General features: G+C 65.7%; 11 protein-coding genes. 9 read left to right on the forward strand and 2 right to left on the reverse strand.

Annotated elements, in window-relative coordinates:
• The first annotated feature begins 15 nt into the window (after window positions 1–15).
• The gene (locus ACAM55_RS02870; RefSeq protein ID WP_369654582.1) at window positions 16–6,024 is read left to right on the forward strand and encodes an Hpt domain-containing protein; all 6,009 of its coding nucleotides are present in this window, start codon (window positions 16–18) and stop codon (window positions 6,022–6,024) included.
• 41 nt (window positions 6,025–6,065) lie between these two features.
• On the opposite strand, the gene ACAM55_RS02875 is transcribed toward ACAM55_RS02870, so the two are convergent.
• Complete coding sequence (locus ACAM55_RS02875) at window positions 6,066–7,568, reverse strand: deoxyribodipyrimidine photo-lyase (protein WP_369654583.1); 1,503 nt, start codon at window positions 7,566–7,568, stop codon at window positions 6,066–6,068.
• Here ACAM55_RS02875 and ACAM55_RS02880 point away from each other — a divergent pair, their 5' ends adjacent.
• The 8 genes from ACAM55_RS02880 to ACAM55_RS02915 all read left to right on the forward strand — a co-directional run bounded on the left by ACAM55_RS02880 (window position 7,569) and on the right by ACAM55_RS02915 (window position 15,237).
• Window positions 7,569–8,168, forward strand: a complete 600-nt coding sequence (locus ACAM55_RS02880; protein ID WP_369654584.1) for a YqgE/AlgH family protein — start codon at window positions 7,569–7,571, stop codon at window positions 8,166–8,168.
• 11 nt (window positions 8,169–8,179) lie between these two features.
• Entirely contained in the window at window positions 8,180–8,626 is a 447-nt protein-coding gene (ruvX, locus tag ACAM55_RS02885; protein ID WP_369656323.1) for a Holliday junction resolvase RuvX, read from the forward strand.
• Window positions 8,623–9,120 (forward strand): bifunctional pyr operon transcriptional regulator/uracil phosphoribosyltransferase PyrR, encoded by a 498-nt coding sequence (gene pyrR / locus ACAM55_RS02890; protein WP_369654585.1) that lies wholly within the window; start codon window positions 8,623–8,625, stop codon window positions 9,118–9,120. The genes ruvX and pyrR overlap by 4 nt, the downstream gene beginning before the upstream one ends.
• Entirely contained in the window at window positions 9,120–10,082 is a 963-nt protein-coding gene (locus ACAM55_RS02895) for an aspartate carbamoyltransferase catalytic subunit (protein ID WP_369654586.1), read from the forward strand. The genes pyrR and ACAM55_RS02895 overlap by 1 nt, the downstream gene beginning before the upstream one ends.
• On the forward strand, window positions 10,079–11,365 hold the full coding sequence (locus ACAM55_RS02900) for a dihydroorotase (protein ID WP_369654587.1): 1,287 nt from the start codon (window positions 10,079–10,081) through the stop codon (window positions 11,363–11,365). The genes ACAM55_RS02895 and ACAM55_RS02900 overlap by 4 nt, the downstream gene beginning before the upstream one ends.
• Window positions 11,366–11,390: 25 nt before the next feature.
• The gene (locus ACAM55_RS02905; RefSeq protein ID WP_369654588.1) at window positions 11,391–12,137 is read left to right on the forward strand and encodes a lysophospholipid acyltransferase family protein; all 747 of its coding nucleotides are present in this window, start codon (window positions 11,391–11,393) and stop codon (window positions 12,135–12,137) included.
• Window positions 12,138–14,056: 1,919 nt separating this feature from the next.
• Complete coding sequence (locus ACAM55_RS02910; protein WP_369654589.1) at window positions 14,057–14,521, forward strand: Panacea domain-containing protein; 465 nt, start codon at window positions 14,057–14,059, stop codon at window positions 14,519–14,521.
• Complete coding sequence (locus ACAM55_RS02915) at window positions 14,518–15,237, forward strand: hypothetical protein (protein ID WP_369654590.1); 720 nt, start codon at window positions 14,518–14,520, stop codon at window positions 15,235–15,237. Before ACAM55_RS02910 ends, ACAM55_RS02915 begins: the two co-directional genes overlap by 4 nt.
• A 270-nt stretch (window positions 15,238–15,507) precedes the next feature.
• Here ACAM55_RS02915 and ACAM55_RS02920 read toward each other — a convergent pair whose 3' ends face one another.
• The gene (locus tag ACAM55_RS02920) at window positions 15,508–16,206 is read right to left on the reverse strand and encodes a hypothetical protein (RefSeq protein WP_369654591.1); all 699 of its coding nucleotides are present in this window, start codon (window positions 16,204–16,206) and stop codon (window positions 15,508–15,510) included.
• Window positions 16,207–16,943 lie beyond the last annotated feature (737 nt).

Here is a 16,943-nt window from a genome sequence, read left to right on the forward strand (position 1 = left end):
CGGCGAGCATCCAACGTGTCGATTCAAACCCCTGCCACGGCCCCCATTGCCGGCAACGTGCCGGCCACCGAAGACCTCGGGCCGCTGGCCTGGGTGCTGGGAGAAATCCAGAAATCCCTCGATGGTGTGGGCAAGTCGTTGCGGCGCTTCGTGCGCGACGTGGGCACTGCCTCGGATCTCGAGAGCGGCCCGCTGCAAATGGCTCGCCAGCAACTGCACCAGTCCGTCGGTGCCCTGCAGATGGTGGGCAACACCGCCCCTGCGCTGGTGCTCGGCTCCATCGAGTTCGCGGTGCAGGGCTTCATTGCCGAGCCGCAGCGCTGCACTGACAGCGCGGTCCTGAAGATCGAGCGCGCCGGCTTTGCCGTCGTCGATTTTCTCCACGCACTGCTGGCCGGCAAGTCCGTATCGTCGGTCGCGCTGTTTCCGCAGTACCGCGACGTGCTCGAACTGGTTGGCAACGAGCGCGTGCATCCGGCCGATCTCTGGAGCGTTGCGTGGCGCTGGGTCGAAGTGCGACCCGCGCTGACCCAGGCCGCGCTGGCCTATGACCCGGCCGTGCGTTCGCGGCTCGACCGCGAAGTGCTGCAGCTGGTCAAGACCGGCGACCCGCAGGCCGCGCGCCGGCTGCAGGCGCTGTGCCTGGGGCTCGGGCGCGGTGCGCTGCTGCCCCGCGTCGCAAGTTTCTGGACCCTCGCCGCGGGCTTTTTCGAAGCCTTGGCGCTGGAGCTGATCCCCGCCGATTCCTACGTCAAGCGCGCCGCCTCGCGCGTGCTGCTGCAATACGCCACGCTGGCGCGCGGCGACAGCGCGGTTTCCGACCGCCTCGGCCAGGACCTGTTGTTCTTCTGCGCGCAGGCCGTACCCGCCACGGCCTCCGACGAAGCCGCCACGCTGCGCACCGTGCGCGCCGCATGGGGCGTCGCGGGCGAGCCGCATGTCGACTACAGCGTCGAGCAGTTCGGCCGCTTCGATCCGCTGGTGCTCGCGCAGGCGCGCAAGCGCATCGAAACCGCCAAGGAAATGTGGTCGGCGCTTTCAGGCGGCGACATCACCCGCACGCGCCAGGTGGCCGACACCTTCGCGCAGCTCGGCGAGTCGCTGCAGAGGCTGCATCCGCCGATCCTGCCGATGGTGGACGCACTCACGCATGCGGTCGAAGCCTCCGTGCGCTCCGGCCAGCCGCCGGATACCGAGCTTGCGATGGAAGTCGCCACCTCGGTGCTCTACCTGGAAGCCGCGCTCGGAGACCTCGACCCGAGCGATCCGCAACTCACCTCCCGCACCCTTCAGCTGGCGGGCCGCATCGAGCGCGTTCGCGAAGGCGGGCATTCGGAGCCGCTGGAGCCCTGGATGGAGGATTTGTATCGCCGCGTGAGCGATCGCCAGACCATGGGGACCGTGGTCGACGAATTGCGCAGCCACCTGAGCGAGCTCGAAAAGTCGCTCGACCAGTACTTCCGCCGCCCGGCCGAGAAGGGCCTGCTGCGCACTGTTCCGACCCAGCTGCTGCAGATGCGCGGTGTGTTCTCGGTGCTGGGGCTCGACCAGGCCGCCCATACCGTCCAGCGCATGCGCGACGATGTCGAGCAGATGCTGGTGGGCAATGCGTCGCCGGTCGAGGAGATGCAGAGCTTCGACGCGCTCGGCAACAACCTGGGCGCCCTGGGGTTCCTGATCGACATGCTGGGCTACCAGCCGACGCTCGCCAAGCGCCTGTTCGTGTTCGACGAGCAAGCCGGTGAACTCAAGCCGCTGATGGGCCGCCAGGCCACCGACAGCGCCGCCGCGGATGCCGCGGCACCGGGTGCCACTACCGGCGGCGATGCCGTGCTCAGCATCGAGGAAGTCGACGCCCAGATTGCGTCGAAGCTCGCCGCGCTCGCCACGCCCAACCGCAAGGCGAAGGTGTCGCCCATCGAGGAATTCAGCCGCAAGGCCGACAGCTGGACCCACAAGATCGCCGGTCCCGCAGCACTGCCCGACACCGAAGTCACCGAACTCGAAGAAGACGACCTGCAGAACATCTTCCTCGACGAGGCCCGCGAGGTGGTGCAAAACGGCCTGGCCGCGATCGACGAGCTCGGCAGCCATCCCGACGACACCGAGGAACTCACCATCCTGCGGCGTGCGTTCCACACGCTGAAGGGCAGTTCGCGCATGGTCGGCCTGACCGACTTCGGCGACGCCGCCTGGTCCTTCGAGCAGGTGCTCAACACCTGGCTGGCCGACCAGCGCGACGCCACGCCCGATCTGCTCGTCGGCACCCGCAAGGCGCTCGAGGAATTCAGCCAATGGGTCGAAGCCATCGCTTCGGGCTCGCAGCATGGCTGGCAGTCGTCGCAATTCAGCCGCGTGGCGGATGCGCTGCTGGCGGGCGAGCCCGTGCCCACCATGCCGGCGCGTGTCGCCGATGCGGAGGCCCTGGCCGTGGCCGCGCGCCACATTGCCGCCGAGCCGGCGGCGGTTGCCCCGCTTCCGATGCCGGAACTCCCGGAACTGCCCGACCTGTCGTTCCCCGCGGCGGCACCGCTCGAGCCTGCACCCGCTGCCGCGTTCGAACTGACCGCAGAGGCGCCCCAGGAGGCCGCAAAGCCCGAAGCCGAAGACGACTTCACGTCGACCGACTTCCTCGACTTCGAATCCAAGCCGGCCCCGGCCGACGAGCCTGTCTGGGCCGACGGCGAGAAGTTCGACTTCCTGGAGCCGGCCAAGGCGGAGCCGGAACCCACCGCTTCGTTCCTGACCGAAGCCGCTGACGCACCGTCGCCCGAGCCCGTACCCGAACTGCCCGCGCTGGACGGCTTGCCGGACCTTGATTGGGCGCCCGAGCCGGCACCGGTCATTGCCCACGAGCCCGAGCCGCTTGTCGCCGAAGTGCCGCCGGCCGAAGAGCCCGTGGAAGCGCCCGCTTTGCAACTGGAGCCCGAGGAGCCTGCCGTGGTTGCGGTGGACGAAGCGCCGGCCTTGGCCGAGGAGCCGGCTGTTGCCGCGGCCGAAGCAGCCCCGCAGCCCGAGGTCCGGGAAACCGCCGAAGCCACCGAAGTGGCCGCTGCCGTGTCGGGCGCCGAAGACCAGGTCAAGGTCATCGGGCCGCTGCGCATCGGCATCGCGCTCTACAACGTCTACCTCAACGAGGCCGATGAATGGTCCAGGCAACTGGCCACCGAAATCGGCGAGTGGGCGCTCGAATCCCACGAGCGGCTGTCCGATTCGACCATCGCGCTGGCCCATTCGCTGGCCGGCAGCTCGGCCACGGTCGGGTTCCACAGCCTCTCGGGCATGGCCCGCCTGCTCGAAGCCGCGCTGCAGCATCTGCAAATGCAAGGCAGCGGCTCGCGCGAACAGGGCGTGGTGCTGGTTGCCGCGGCCGAAGAGCTGCGCCGCCTGCTGCACCAGTTTGCCGTGGGCTTCCTGCGCGAACCCTCCGAAGGCACGCTCCAGGCGCTGCGCGACATCGCCGCCGCGCCCATGCCGGCCGAGGCGTCCGCGCGCATCGAAACCCGGCCGCACCAGCACATGGCGGCTTCCGACGGCATGGCCGACGTGGCGCTGGACGACTCCGAAGACGCCATCGACATGGCCGATGCGGTCGACGTCGACCTGTTCCCGATTTTCGAGGAAGAAGCGCAGGAACTGCTGCCCCAGCTGGGCCAAGCGCTGCGCCAGTGGGCACACCACCCCGACGACAACGCGCCGCGCGCCTCCGTGCTGCGCACGCTGCACACGCTCAAGGGCAGCGCCCGGTTGGCCGGCGCCATGCGCCTTGGCGAGCGCGCGCACCGCATGGAATCCGAGATCGAGGCCCTGGGCACCCAGGGCGGTGCCGACCGGGTCGAAATCGAAAAGCTGCTTACGCGCCTCGATGCGCTGCAGGCCACCTTCGACGCGCTGCGTGCCGCGGACGATGCCACCCAGGCCGAAGTGGCTCAGCTGGTGGCAACGGCATCCGCCACCTCGCCCGGTGTCCAGCTGGTACAGGTTCCCGCCGAATCCGGCGTCTCCGCCAACGACGAAGAAGCGGCCTCTGCCGACGATGGCGAAGGTTCCGTCTCCGCAGCGGGGACGACCGCCCTGCCATCGCTCCTGCCGCGCCCCGCGCCTGCGCTGCTTGCGCCCCTGCGCGCGGTGTCGAGCCAGGCCGTGCGCATCCGCACCCAGCTGCTCGACCGCCTGGTGGCGCAGACCGGCGAGGTCATCATCACCCGCTCGCGCCTGGAAGCCGAGCTGGGCCAGCTGCGCGGTTCGCTCTCCGACCTGACCGGCAACCTCGACCGCCTGCGCCAGCAGCTGCGCGACATCGAAGTGCAAGCCGAAAGCCAGATGCAGTCCCGCCTCGCGCAGGCCAAGGATTCGCAGCAGAGCTTCGACCCGCTCGAGTTCGACCGCTTCACCCGCGTGCAGGAACTCACGCGCATGATGGCCGAGTCGGTGAACGACGTGGCCACCGTGCAGCGCACGCTGCAAAAGACGGTGCAGGCAACGGAAGACGACCTCAGCGTCCAGGCGCGCCAGACGCGCGAACTGCAGCGCGGCCTGCTGCGCACGCGCATGGTGGAGTTCGAAGGCATTTCCGACCGCCTTTACCGCGTGGTGCGCCAGGCATCCAAGGACACCGGCAAGCAGGTGCGCCTGGACATCGTCGGCGGCTCCATTGAAATGGACCGCGGCGTGCTCGACCGGATGACGCCCGCCTTCGAGCACCTGCTGCGCAATTGCGTGGCGCACGGCATCGAGGACCCGGCCGCACGCGAAAAGGCCGGCAAGGACGCCAACGGCCTGATCGTGATCGACCTGCACCACGAAGGCAACGACGTCTCGGTGAGCTTCCGCGACGACGGTGCCGGCCTGGACCACAAGCGCATTGCCGAGCGTGCCCGCACGCTTGGCCTGCTGGCTGCCGACCGGGAACTGTCGGCCGAAGAAGCCACCGAGCTGATCTTCAAGCCCGGCTTCTCCACCGCCGGACAGGTGTCCGAGCTGGCGGGCCGCGGCATCGGCATGGACGTGGTGCGCGCGCAGATCGCGGCGCTCGGCGGCCGCATCGAAACGCACAGCACGGCCGGGCAGGGCACCACCTTCAAGCTGGTGCTGCCGCTCACCACTGCGGTGACGCACGTGGTGATGCTGCGCGCCGGCGAAGTGTCGATCGGCGTGCCGTCCAACCTGGTCGAGCTGGTGCAGCGCGTGAGCAGCACCGAGCTCGAAGCCGCCTACCTGCACAACAGCCATCCGTTCGGCAGCGAACAGGTGCCGTTCTACTGGGCCGGCGCACTGCTGCAGGCCTCTGCCCGCAGCGAGCATCCCACCAGCAAGAACAACACCGTCGTGATCGTGCGAAGCGCGGCGCAGCGTGTGGGCCTGCACGTGGACGAAGTGCTGGGCAACCAGGAAGTCGTGGTCAAGAACCTCGGGCCGCAGCTTGCGCGCCTGCCGGGTCTGGCTGGCATCTCTGTGCTCGCTTCGGGCGCGGTGGCCCTCATCTACAACCCGGTGGCGCTGGCCGCGGTGCATGGCGAACAGGCGCGCCTGCGCCAGGCCGCCGCACTGGCAGCGCCCGCGCACGGCGCCCCGACCGCTGCCGAGCAGGGTGCGCCGCACGAACCCTTGCCGGTGCTGGCTCCGCCGGTGCCACAGGTTCCGCTGGTGCTGGTGGTCGACGACTCCATCACGGTGCGCCGCGTGACGCAGCGCCTGCTGCAGCGCGAAGGCTATCGCGTGTCGCTCGCGGCCGACGGCCTGCAGGCGCTCGAGCGGCTCCAGCAGGAGCGCCCGGCCGTGGTGCTGTCCGACATCGAAATGCCGCGCATGGACGGCTTCGACCTGGCACGCAACATCCGCGCGGACGACTCCATGGCGGGCCTGCCGATCATCATGATCACCTCGCGCATCGCCGAGAAGCACCGCGACTACGCCCGCACGCTGGGTGTGAACCACTACCTCGGCAAGCCCTACTCGGAAGAGGAACTGCTGCGCCTGGTACGTGCGTACACGAGCGAACCGGCGCTGGCCGCGGCCGCCTGACGCTGGCGTTCACCTGGAAATAAAGGGGCCCTCGGGCCCCTTTATTGTTTTTGCAGCGCCTTGGCCCGCGCCACGCCGTAGCGCTGCAGCGTCTTCTCGCGCGCCTCGGCATGGTCCACCACCGGGTGGGGGTAGGTCTCGCCGAGCTTGATGCCCGCTGCTTCCAGTTCCACCGGCGAGGCCGCCCAGGGCGCGTGGATGGCCGCATTCGACAGCCCCGCAAGCTGCGGCAGGTAGCGCCGGATGAACTTGCCTTCGGGGTCGAAGCGCTCGCTTTGCGTCACCGGGTTGAAGATGCGGAAGTAGGGCTGCGCGTCGCAGCCGCTGGAGCTGGCCCACTGCCAGCCGCCGTTGTTCGACGCCAGTTCAAAGTCGTTCAGGTGCAGCGCAAAGTAGCGCTCGCCGCGCCGCCAGTCCAGCCCCAGGTCCTTGCAGAGAAAGCTCGCCACCACCATGCGCAGGCGGTTGTGCATGTAGCCGCTCTGGTTGATCTGTAGCATGGCCGCGTCCACCAGCGGGTAGCCGGTGCGACCCTGGCACCAGGCCTCGAACAGCTGGTCGGCATGCTTGCCGTGGTGCCACTGGATCTTGTCGTACTCGGGCCGGAAGCTCTTCGATTCGCCGCCCGAATGCACGTGCGGAAAGTGCGCAAGGATCTGGAAGTAGAACTCCCGCCAGACCAGCTCGCTGAGCCAGGTCGCCGCGCCCGAGTCGCCCTGCAGCGCGATCTGGTGCGCCACCCCGGCCACCTGCCGGATCGACACCGTGCCGAAGCGCAGGTGCACGCCCAGGTAGCTCGGCCCCCGCACCGCCGGAAAGTTGCGCGCCGCGTCGTAGCGGTCGATGCGCTGGAAGAAGTCTTCGAACAGCGCCGCCGCGCCGCTGGTGCCGGTCGGAATCTCGAGTTCGGAAAGATTGCTCTTCTGGAAACCGATCTCCTCCAGCGACGGCACCGGCGCGCGACAGGCTTCGGGCGGTGGCGCCAGCGCCTCGGCGTGGGTGCGAACCGGGTAGGATTTCAGGAAGAAGGAATCCACCTTGGCCAGCCAGGCCCGCTTGTAGGGCGTGAACACCGTGTAGGGCTGGCCCGTCTTGGTCAGCAGCTCGTCGCGGTCGAAAACGGTGGAATCCTTGTAGGTGTGAAAGGCCACCCCTGCATTGGCCAGGGCGCCGAGCACCTGGGCATCGCGCGCCAGCGCGTCGGGCTCGTCGTCGCGGTTGGCAAAAACGGCCTGCGCGTCCAGTTCGCGCGCCAGCGCCGGAATTTCCTCGGCCGCGGCCGCGTGGCGCACGATCAGCCCGCCGCTGAGCGCCTGCAGCTCGTCGTCGAGCTCCACCAGCGATTCCCGGATGAATTCCACCCGCCGGTCGACGCGGGGAAGGGGGTCCAGAATCGCCCGGTCGAACACGAAAACGCACACCACCTGCCGGCAGGCCCGCAGGGCGTGGTAGAGCGCCGCGTTGTCGTCCACGCGAAGGTCGCGGCGAAACCACATGAGCCCTTTGGGATAGGTCTTGTCGACGGCCAGTAAAATCGGCGGCATATGGCTGCCGATTCTGCCCCGATGAACCTCACGCATCACTTTCTGATCGCGATGCCGGGGATGGAAGACAAAACTTTCAACCGCAGCGTCGTCTACCTCTGCGAGCACAGCGAGCGCGGCGCGCTGGGCCTGGTCATCAACAAGCCCAGCGACATCAATCTCAAGGAGCTGTTCGAGAAGATCGAGCTGCGCCTGGCGCGGCCCGAACTCGGCGACTCGCCCGTCTTCCAGGGCGGCCCGGTGCAGACCGAACGCGGCTTCGTTCTGCACGAGCCAGTGTTCTCCCATGCCGAAAAGCCCGAGGAATCGGTCTATGCCTCGACCATGACCATTCCCGGCGGGCTCGAAATGACCACCTCCAAGGACGTGCTGGAGGCGCTGGCCACCGGCGCCGGGCCGCGCAAAGTGCTGGTTTCGCTGGGCTATTCGGCCTGGGGCGAGGGCCAGCTCGAGTCCGAACTGGCCGAAAACAGCTGGCTCACCGTCGGCGCCGACCCGGCCGTGATCTTCGACACCCCGGTCGAGCAGCGCTACGACAGGGCGCTGCTGCTGCTGGGCCTGGAAGCATGGACACTGTCGCCGGAAGCGGGACACGCGTGATGGCCGCTGCCATGCCTGACACGCCCGAACCCTCCGCTTCTTCTTCCGTTCCCGTTCCTGTTGCCGTTCCCTCGCATTTCCAGAGCTTCCTGGCCTTCGACTTCGGCCTGAAGCGCACCGGCGTCGCGAGCGGCAACCGCCTGCTGGGCACCGCCACCCCCCAGGCCACCATCAAGGCCGAGGGCGATGCCCGCTTCGCGCAGGTCGAGGCCCGCATCAAGGAATGGCAGCCCGACGCGCTGGTCATAGGCGTGCCCTATCACCCCGACGGGGCTCCGCACGAGAACACCCGCCGCGCGCAGAAGTTCGCGCGCCAGCTGCGCGGGCGGTTCAATCTGCAGGTGTTCGAGGTCGACGAGCGCTACAGCACCACCGAGGCGCTGGCCTCGGGTGCCCGAGATGCCGATGCCGCCTCGGCCTGCATCATCCTGGAACAATTTTTGAGGAGCCTCCCTTGAGTTCAATACCCGATGCCGAAGCGCTCTACAAGGAGCTGCTCAAAGGCGTAAAAGCGCTGATGCGCCCCCAAACCAAGCTGGTGGGCATCACCTCCGGCGGCGCCTGGCTGGTCGAGCGCCTGCAAAAAGACCTGGGCCTGCCCGGTGCGCCCGGCGTCATCTCGTCGGCCATGCACCGCGACGACTTCGCGCGCCGCGGCCTCTCGGCCAGCGCGCAGACCTCGCTGCCCTTCGACGTGAACGGATGCGACGTGCTGCTGCTCGACGACGTGCTCTACACCGGCCGCACCATCCGCGCCGTGCTCAACGAGCTGTTCGACTTCGGCCGCCCGGCCTGCGTGCGGCTTGCCGTGCTGGTCGACCGCGGCGGGCGCGAACTGCCGGTGGCGGCCGATTTCTCCGCGACGACGCTGACGCTGCCGAACACCCAACTGCTCGCTCTGGCCCGCGCCAGCGACGGCGCGTTCAGCCTCAAGGTGGAAGAAAGCAAGTAATGCTCTACAAGCGAAACCCCCAACTCAACAAGAACGGCGAACTGATCCATCTGCTGTCGATCGAGGGCCTGCCCAAGGACATCGTCACGCACATTCTCGACACCGCCGCCAACTTCACGAGCGTGAGCGACCGCGAGGTCAAGAAGGTGCCGCTCTTGCGCGGCAAGAGCGTGTTCAACCTGTTCTTCGAGAACAGCACGCGCACCCGCACCACCTTCGAGATCGCCGCCAAGCGCCTGTCGGCCGACGTCATCAACCTGGACATCGCGCGCTCCTCGGCCACCAAGGGCGAGTCGCTGCTCGACACCATCGCCAACCTGAGCGCCATGGCCGCCGACCTGTTCGTGGTGCGCCACAGCGAATCGGGCGCGCCCTACCTCATTGCGCAGCACGTGGCGCCCCACGTGCACGTGGTGAATGCCGGCGACGGCCGCCACGCGCACCCCACGCAGGGGCTGCTCGACATGTACACGATCCGCCACTACAAGAAAGACTTCTCGAACCTCACGGTGGCGATCGTGGGCGACGTGCTGCACTCGCGCGTGGCGCGCTCCGACATTCATGCCCTCACCACGCTGGGCTGCGCCGAAGTGCGCGTGGTTGGCCCCAAGACGCTGGTGCCCGGCGACATGGCCGGCATGGGCGTGCGCGTGTGCCACACGCTCGAAGAAGGCATCAAGGACTGCGACGTCATCATCATGCTGCGCCTGCAGAACGAACGCATGAGCGGTGCACTGCTGCCTTCGTCGCAAGAGTTCTTCAAGACCTACGGCCTGACGCCGGAGAAACTGCAGCGGGCCAAGCCCGATGCGATCGTGATGCATCCGGGCCCCATCAATCGAGGCGTGGAAATCGATTCCGCCGTGGTCGATGGCAAGCAGAGCGTGATCCTCCCGCAGGTCACCTTCGGCATCGCGGTCCGCATGGCCGTCATGAGCATCGTGGCAGGAAACGAAGCATGAGCAGAACACTGATCACCAACGGCCGCGTCATCGACCCCGCCTCGGGCACCGACAAGAAAGCTGACATCGCCATTGCCGACGGCAAGATCGCCGGCATCGGTGGCATGCCGGCCGGCTTCAAGGCCGACCGCACCATCGATGCCGCGGGCTGCATCGTCGCACCCGGCCTCGTGGACCTCGCTGCACGCCTGCGCGAGCCGGGCTACGAACACGAAGGCATGCTCGAAAGCGAAATGGCCGCGGCCATTGCGGGCGGTGTGACCAGCCTCGTGTGTCCGCCCGACACCGACCCGGTGCTCGACGAGCCCGGCCTGGTCGAGATGCTCAAGTTCCGCGCCGAAAAACTGCAGGGCGCACGCCTGTTCCCGCTCGGCGCGCTCACGCGCAGCCTGGCCGGCGGCGTGCTCACCGAGATGGCCGAGCTCACCGAGGCCGGCTGCATCGGCTTCAGCCAGGCCGATGTGGCCTTGGCCGACACCCAGGTGCTGCAGCGCGCGCTGCTCTACGCAAGCACCTTCGGCTACACCGTGTGGCTGCGCCCGCAAGACCGCGACCTTGGCAAGGGCGTGGCGGCCAGCGGGCCGCTGGCCACGCGCCTGGGCCTGTCGGGCGTGCCCGTGTCGGCGGAAACGATCGCCATCTTCACCATCGTCGAGCTCATGAAGAGCACCGGCGCGCGCGTGCACCTGTGCCGCATCTCCAGCGCCGCGGGCGTGGCGCTGGTGCGCGCGGCCAAGGCCCAGGGCCTGCCGCTCACTTGCGACGTCAGCATCAACTCGCTGCACCTTGCCGACACCGACATCGGCTTTTTCGACAGCCGCGCGCGCCTCAACCCGCCGCTGCGCCAGCAGGGCGACCGCGACGCGCTCTCGGCCGGACTGGCCGACGGCACCATCGACGCGCTGGTGTCCGACCACACGCCGGTCGAGGCCGACGCCAAGACGCTGCCCTTTGCCGAAGCCGAACCCGGCGCCACCGGGCTCGAACTGCTGCTCCCGCTCGCGCTGCAATGGGGCGAGCGCAGCGGCGCTGGCATGTCGCGCGCGCTGGAAGTCATTACTTCCGCACCCGCGCGATTGCTCACGGCCACCGACGCGGCCACCGGCATCGGCCGGCTCGCCGAGGGCGGAGTGGCCGACCTGTGCATCTTCGACCCGGCCATCGAATGGCAGGTGCAGCCCGAGGCGCTCAAGAGCCAGGGCAAGCACACGCCGTTCGCAGGCTACCCGCTGCAGGGGCGCGCGCGCCACACCTTGGTCGCGGGCCGCGTGGTCCACGGCTAGACAAAGAGAGAGGATTCACGTCTCGATGGTTCATTCACTGAAGGCCTGCTGGCGCCTGCTGCACGCGGTGGGGCATGCGCTCAGCGGCTGGTGGACCATCCGCTTCACCTTTCCAGGCCTGTCGCAGCAAGAGCGCAACCTGCGCGTGCAGCAGTGGTCGCGGCGCCTGCTCGAGATCATGGGCGTCACGCTCAAGGTGCAGGGCACGCCGCCCGCGGAAGGTCCGGTGCTGCTCATCTGCAATCACCTCTCATGGCTCGACATCACCGCCATCCACGCCGCGTGCCACGTGCGCTTTGTCTCCAAGGCCGGCGTGAAGCACTGGCCGCTGATCGGCACGCTCTCCACCGGCGCGGGCTCCCTCTACATCGAGCGCGAGCGCCGGCGCGACGCGATGCGTGTGGTGCACCACATGACCGAGGCGCTTCAGGATGGCGACCGCATCGGCGTGTTCCCAGAGGGCACCACCAGCGACGGCCACGGGTTGCTGCCCTTTCATGCCAACCTCTTGCAGGCCGCCATTTCTTCCGGCGCACCGGTGCTGCCCGCCGCGCTGCGCTTTGCCGATGCGGCCACAGGTGAAACCAGCCAGGCGCCGCGCTACATCGACGACGACAACCTGCTGACCTCGCTCTGGAACACGCTGCGCGCACCGCCGCTCCTGGCCATCGTGCGCTTCGGCGAGCCGCAGCAGTCGCTTGGCCGCGAGCGGCGCGCGTGGGCCCAGGCGCTGCACCAGGACGTGCAGCAACTGCGCCGCGACACCCACTGACCCTGCCCACCGCGTGAGCGAGGCCGAAAAAAAGCGCTCCCGAGGGAGCGCTTAACGACGCAGTATTGCGCCGTGAGGAGGAACCGGGATTCGCTTCTTTACTTCTTCATTCAAAGAATGCCGAAGATCTTCAGGCCGATGATCACGACCAGCGGCACTCCGCAGAGCCAGAGGATGATGCTTTTCATGATCGGCGTCTCCGTTGAATAGATAGGGTTCTACATTGGCGGTGCTCGCGGCCATCGCTTGCGGGAGAAACCAGCCCGTGCGCGTGGGCGGGTGCCTACACTTCGGCTGGGGGTTCCCGCTGGTACGCCTGGCCTGGAACGCCAGGGGAGCGTAGCGAGCAGTAGTAAAAAGTAAGTAAATGACGAGAAGGGCACCCACCGGTAAGCCCTAAGCGTGCCAGCAACACTACTCGCCAAGGGGCTGTGCAACCGCATCGGAATTCGACGCCCATAATCCGCCTGCGGCACGCCAGAGCCGCGTCAAACCCAAGGCTCCGGGTCCTGCTGGAAGCGAGCCAGCCATATTGCATTTCTGGCTTTTACGGGACGACACCATGAGCGTGATGCACATGTTTCTACCGGCATCCGAACCTGCGCGCAGTGAGGCTCTGGCGCAGTTTCTGAGAACACACCACATACCGCGCCGCCTCGTGAGAGGTCTTGGGCGCAAAGACCTGGGCGAGCAGACCGGACCCGCCGCACTGGTCGGTCCACCGCAACGCCAGCAGGCGTCGCAGGACTCGAAGACGCCGGCTGCGCCGGGAAGTTGACAGGCTTTTCGCGCCTGGGCGCAGGCAGGGCTTTCACGGCGAAGGGGTCGTGGTTGGCGGGTATCAGACGCGGACCGGCAAAAGCACTCCCGTTCTTTTCCCATGGAATCAGCTGTTCGATCGGCTGGGGACGCGCCGTCCACCCTACGGCGAGAACCAGGACTACCGTCGCCCACTGGAACGCAACGAACAGGCGACGCACCCCCTGACGCAAGCACCTTGAAATTGCCATCGCAGCCCCGCGCTTCCCGGCACCCACCGCGTGAGCCGCGGGCGGCGAAGCAACGGCTGGCAGTTGCGGCAAGGTAGCTTTCACGGATCGCAACCTTCACAGGCCCTTGCAGCCTCGCCAGAAGTCGTAGATGGCTGCGGCGATGATCAGAACTACCGCGTGGAGAATGATCCATTCGAGTACGTCCATGTCGACCGCCTTTCGATTGAGTGCATCGATAGCCTAAGTCGGCAAAGGTGTGAGTGCGAGGGGCATTTGTCATGTCACAGGCTGGCTTTTTGACAGTGCTTGGGTTTAGGTGCAGCACCGCGCGATGACGCCCTCTGGCAAAGAAAAACCCGCTACGCCTTGGAGCGTGCGGGTTTCTGAGGTGGAGTGAGACGCCGTGATGCGGGTCTTTGGTGCTTCGACAGGAATCGCACGTATGTCAAAAATCTGCATGGATATTGGATTCTTCACACTGGCAGAAAAAAGATACCGGCAAAAGTACCGATAAATTTCAATGCATGGCTTGGATGCATCGCATGAGGACGCTTCGAGCCGATTTTGTCGACGCTGCGGTCGACGGGCCTTCCGAGATCAACCTTCCGCCCGGCTGGAAGCAGCCGCCCGGTGGGCCTGCACATGGCGCCTCCGCCCGAAGAGTCCCTGCTGTCTGAGTGGCGCGTTGCCGCTCGAACTTTGACGCGCTTGTGGCGGCCGAAAAACTCACTGATTCGGGCTCTCCCCTTGCTAACTGCGGCGGATGCGCGATTGGCACGAATTCTGGATGCTGCGACAATGCTTCAGTCCGAGGCCGCCGCTTGCCGGCGAGAAATCCCGTCCCTGCCCGTCGAAATGCGCGAATTGCCGATCCCCATGGTCGGCCGCTGCACTTGTCCGGCGCTTAGTCGCCGCTAGGAAATAGAAATGGCAATGTCGCCCGAACTGGATGCCGTCCAAAAGGCCATCCTCGACATTCACAGGGAGCTGTTCGACGAGAGCCCCTCGCCGATGAAGCTACAAAAACTGTGCTATTACGCGCAGGGCTACGCCTTGGCCGAAGGGAAGCCGCTCTTCAAGGACGACTTCCAAGCTTGGCAGCACGGCCCCGTCGTTCCGGACATGTATCAGGAATACAAGGATCTCAAATGGCGGCCTATCGCGGCGGAAGTTGAGCCGCCGAAGATGGAGCCGCAGGTAATCGAGCATCTGGAAGGCATCGTCGCTGCGTATGGGCGATACGACGGCGCGGCGCTCAGCACGATGACGCATCGCGAACGGCCTTGGGCATCGGCTCGCGGCGATCTGCCCGAAACCGCCAACAGCGAAGCCACCATCAGCAAGGACACGATGGAGCGCTTCTTCGCCCGGAAACTCCGCGGGGAAGAATGAAGTCGAAGCGCGACAAGCTTCTACGTATCTCCGAAGACGACCACAAGGAGGTTGAATCGACGCGACTGCGCGTGTCCTTCGACTTCGTCGACTGGGACACGGCTGACCTGTTCTTCCTCCATGGGTTGGAGCTCGACCACTACAAGAAGATCTTCAACTGCATCGACAAGCTCGGCCAAAGCACCGAGGCGGACATCCTCCAGCAGACGCACGAAAGCCTGATTCCGAAACCCATCTTTCGGAATGAGAAGGGCATCAGAAGTTCCTTCCCGGAAGGGTTGGTCGACAAAATCAAGGCGAAGTTTGGCGCGGAGCTCGCCAACAACGGCGATCCGGACGAGAACGCCAAGAAGGTCGCTGCTACGGCGTTCGAGGTCCGCGTCCACGGCAAGGGCTACGGCCGTATCCACGGCTTCGTCTGGAACAAGTCATTCCACGTCATCTGGTTCGACCCCGCCCACAACCTCTACCCACGGACCGGCGAGAAGCCGAAGACGCATCGCGAATACGCGACGGTACCAGGCTTCTCCCCGGCCTGCGTTGAAGTGGTGCGTGATGAAAACCGCAAGCTCCACGACGACCATGACGCGCTTCGTGGCGAATTCGAAGCAGTGTGCAAGGAACGCGACGAGCTCTACGAGCAATTCGCAAACGCTGGCGCAGCAGTCGCATCGAACTTGGCGCTTTCCGCTGCTGGCCAAGCGCCTTCTTTTTGACTGCGGATTACTCGACGATGCGCTTGATCAGCGACTACCTCGCAGGCTGCGCAATCCCCTCTCTGCCAACCAAGGTTGGGACGGGAAATTTAGCCGCTAAGTCGGTCGCCGCAACACCTTCAATCATGGGGGTGGCTACGGGAAGACTGCAGGGTGGATGCAGAAGGTAACGGGGCGCGCGGCAATGCGATCACCCGGTGCTCCTTCGCTCCGCGAGTGGTCGAGCGGCAGTTCTGGAAGCAGACGCTCAATATCCGTGACGAGAGTTGTTTAGACGCCCGGTACATATGGCGGCGGAGCCGGGGGCCGCTCAAGATCCTTTTCCAGCCATTTGTGAAACTGGACTTGAATATTGCAGCTGTCTGCATTCCGTCTCAACAAGTGCCAACGATGCGGCTCGATCCCCGGCTGTTTGATATCGGTCCAGCCACGCGGCATGCCAAGTTCCTCCTCGGCATCCTCGATAGTCTTGCCCATGCGCGCGAAGTTTTCCTCCGTGAAGTACCACTGACCGTCAACAATGCATCGCAAATGGTCGTAGCACTCATAGACGAGTTCAAGCACGCTGTTGAAGTATGTTTCGCATGCGGTGATCACGTCCAAGTTTGGGACGTTCGGCAAGTCTCGGCAGGGAACGAAGTAGTAGAAGGTGCCCGCCTTGCTGTGAGACCCGCCGGAGACAAGGTTCTCTCCGAGGTGCTGTGACACTGTTCGAAACTCATGAAAGAAGCGCGATAAGGGGTCTTTTCGCAGCGCTTGCTGGCGAGGGACGTACCACGCATCAAATTCCGGATGGCCTTTGAGGGTTGCCTGCATCGCGAACGTGACGCTGCGCGCTGCGGAGACGAACGCGGAAACGCAGAACTGAACTGCCCAAAAGTCGATCTTTCGACCGTGGCGATGAATTTCAAGCAGAAAGAATTCCGCTTCCTGAACCTTGTAATCCACGAGCCCAAAGGAACGCGTCATGATGGCCGCCTAACGTCTGCGGCGAGCGGCGCCGAAGTGCGGGTATTGCCCAGTAGGTTGGCCGCAGGTGCTAAACGGAACGTTTCAAGCATGTCACTTGGCCTTTGCCGCAGCGATATCCGTGGCAACAGCGGCATTTCGCGTCACCGCGACATTCCTAGTCAAGTAACTAAGAGAGGGTATCGGCGGCTCCGCCTGCCATAAGATGTAAAGCTGAGAGGGGTTCGTATCGCTGGCGATCCGGGTAGTGCGGCATTGTCGGCACCAAATGCCATGACCGCCCGCAGAGCGCATCCAGCCGGCGTCGATCTTTGACTCCGCTTGGCGGCCCGTCGATGCCACTGTGCCCTAGGCCGACCCAGTTCGCCGCAAGATCCGTGGTTTCCATGGCTCCCTTTCGCGGGAAGACAAGGCGTGCCCGACGCCTTGGTATGGTGCATCCTCAGTTGACACTGTATGAAAATACAGTATCATGCATATGGATACACATATGTGTATCCATGCTAGCATGCTTTATGTCATCGAAGGACGTCGGGATTCGGATCCGTGTGGAAAAGGAGCTTCGCGATGCGTTCCAAGGCGCATGCGTCGCGGAGAACAGGCATGCATCCGACGTTCTTAGGGAGTTCATGAGGTCTTTCGCCGAGCACAACGGTGGCGGCAAGCAATCCAGCTTGTTCACCGCTAGCGTTTCAGTTCAGCCTATGAGGGACGAGGTCACTAGTATTCGACCCCCT

Source organism: Variovorax sp. V213 (assembly GCF_041154455.1).
Taxonomy (GTDB): Bacteria; Pseudomonadota; Gammaproteobacteria; order Burkholderiales; family Burkholderiaceae_C; genus Variovorax.

Coding starts and splice junctions, on each gene's coding strand:
- ACAM55_RS02875 (WP_369654583.1), bottom strand. CDS start 7,568: ATGCCGCCGATTTTACTGGCCGTCGACAAGACCTATCCCAAAGGGCTC.
- ACAM55_RS02880 (WP_369654584.1), top strand. CDS start 7,569: ATGGCTGCCGATTCTGCCCCGATGAACCTCACGCATCACTTTCTGATC.
- ruvX (WP_369656323.1), top strand. CDS start 8,180: ATGCCTGACACGCCCGAACCCTCCGCTTCTTCTTCCGTTCCCGTTCCT.
- ACAM55_RS02895 (WP_369654586.1), top strand. CDS start 9,120: ATGCTCTACAAGCGAAACCCCCAACTCAACAAGAACGGCGAACTGATC.
- ACAM55_RS02900 (WP_369654587.1), top strand. CDS start 10,079: ATGAGCAGAACACTGATCACCAACGGCCGCGTCATCGACCCCGCCTCG.
- ACAM55_RS02905 (WP_369654588.1), top strand. CDS start 11,391: ATGGTTCATTCACTGAAGGCCTGCTGGCGCCTGCTGCACGCGGTGGGG.
- ACAM55_RS02910 (WP_369654589.1), top strand. CDS start 14,057: ATGGCAATGTCGCCCGAACTGGATGCCGTCCAAAAGGCCATCCTCGAC.
- ACAM55_RS02915 (WP_369654590.1), top strand. CDS start 14,518: ATGAAGTCGAAGCGCGACAAGCTTCTACGTATCTCCGAAGACGACCAC.
- ACAM55_RS02920 (WP_369654591.1), bottom strand. CDS start 16,206: ATGACGCGTTCCTTTGGGCTCGTGGATTACAAGGTTCAGGAAGCGGAA.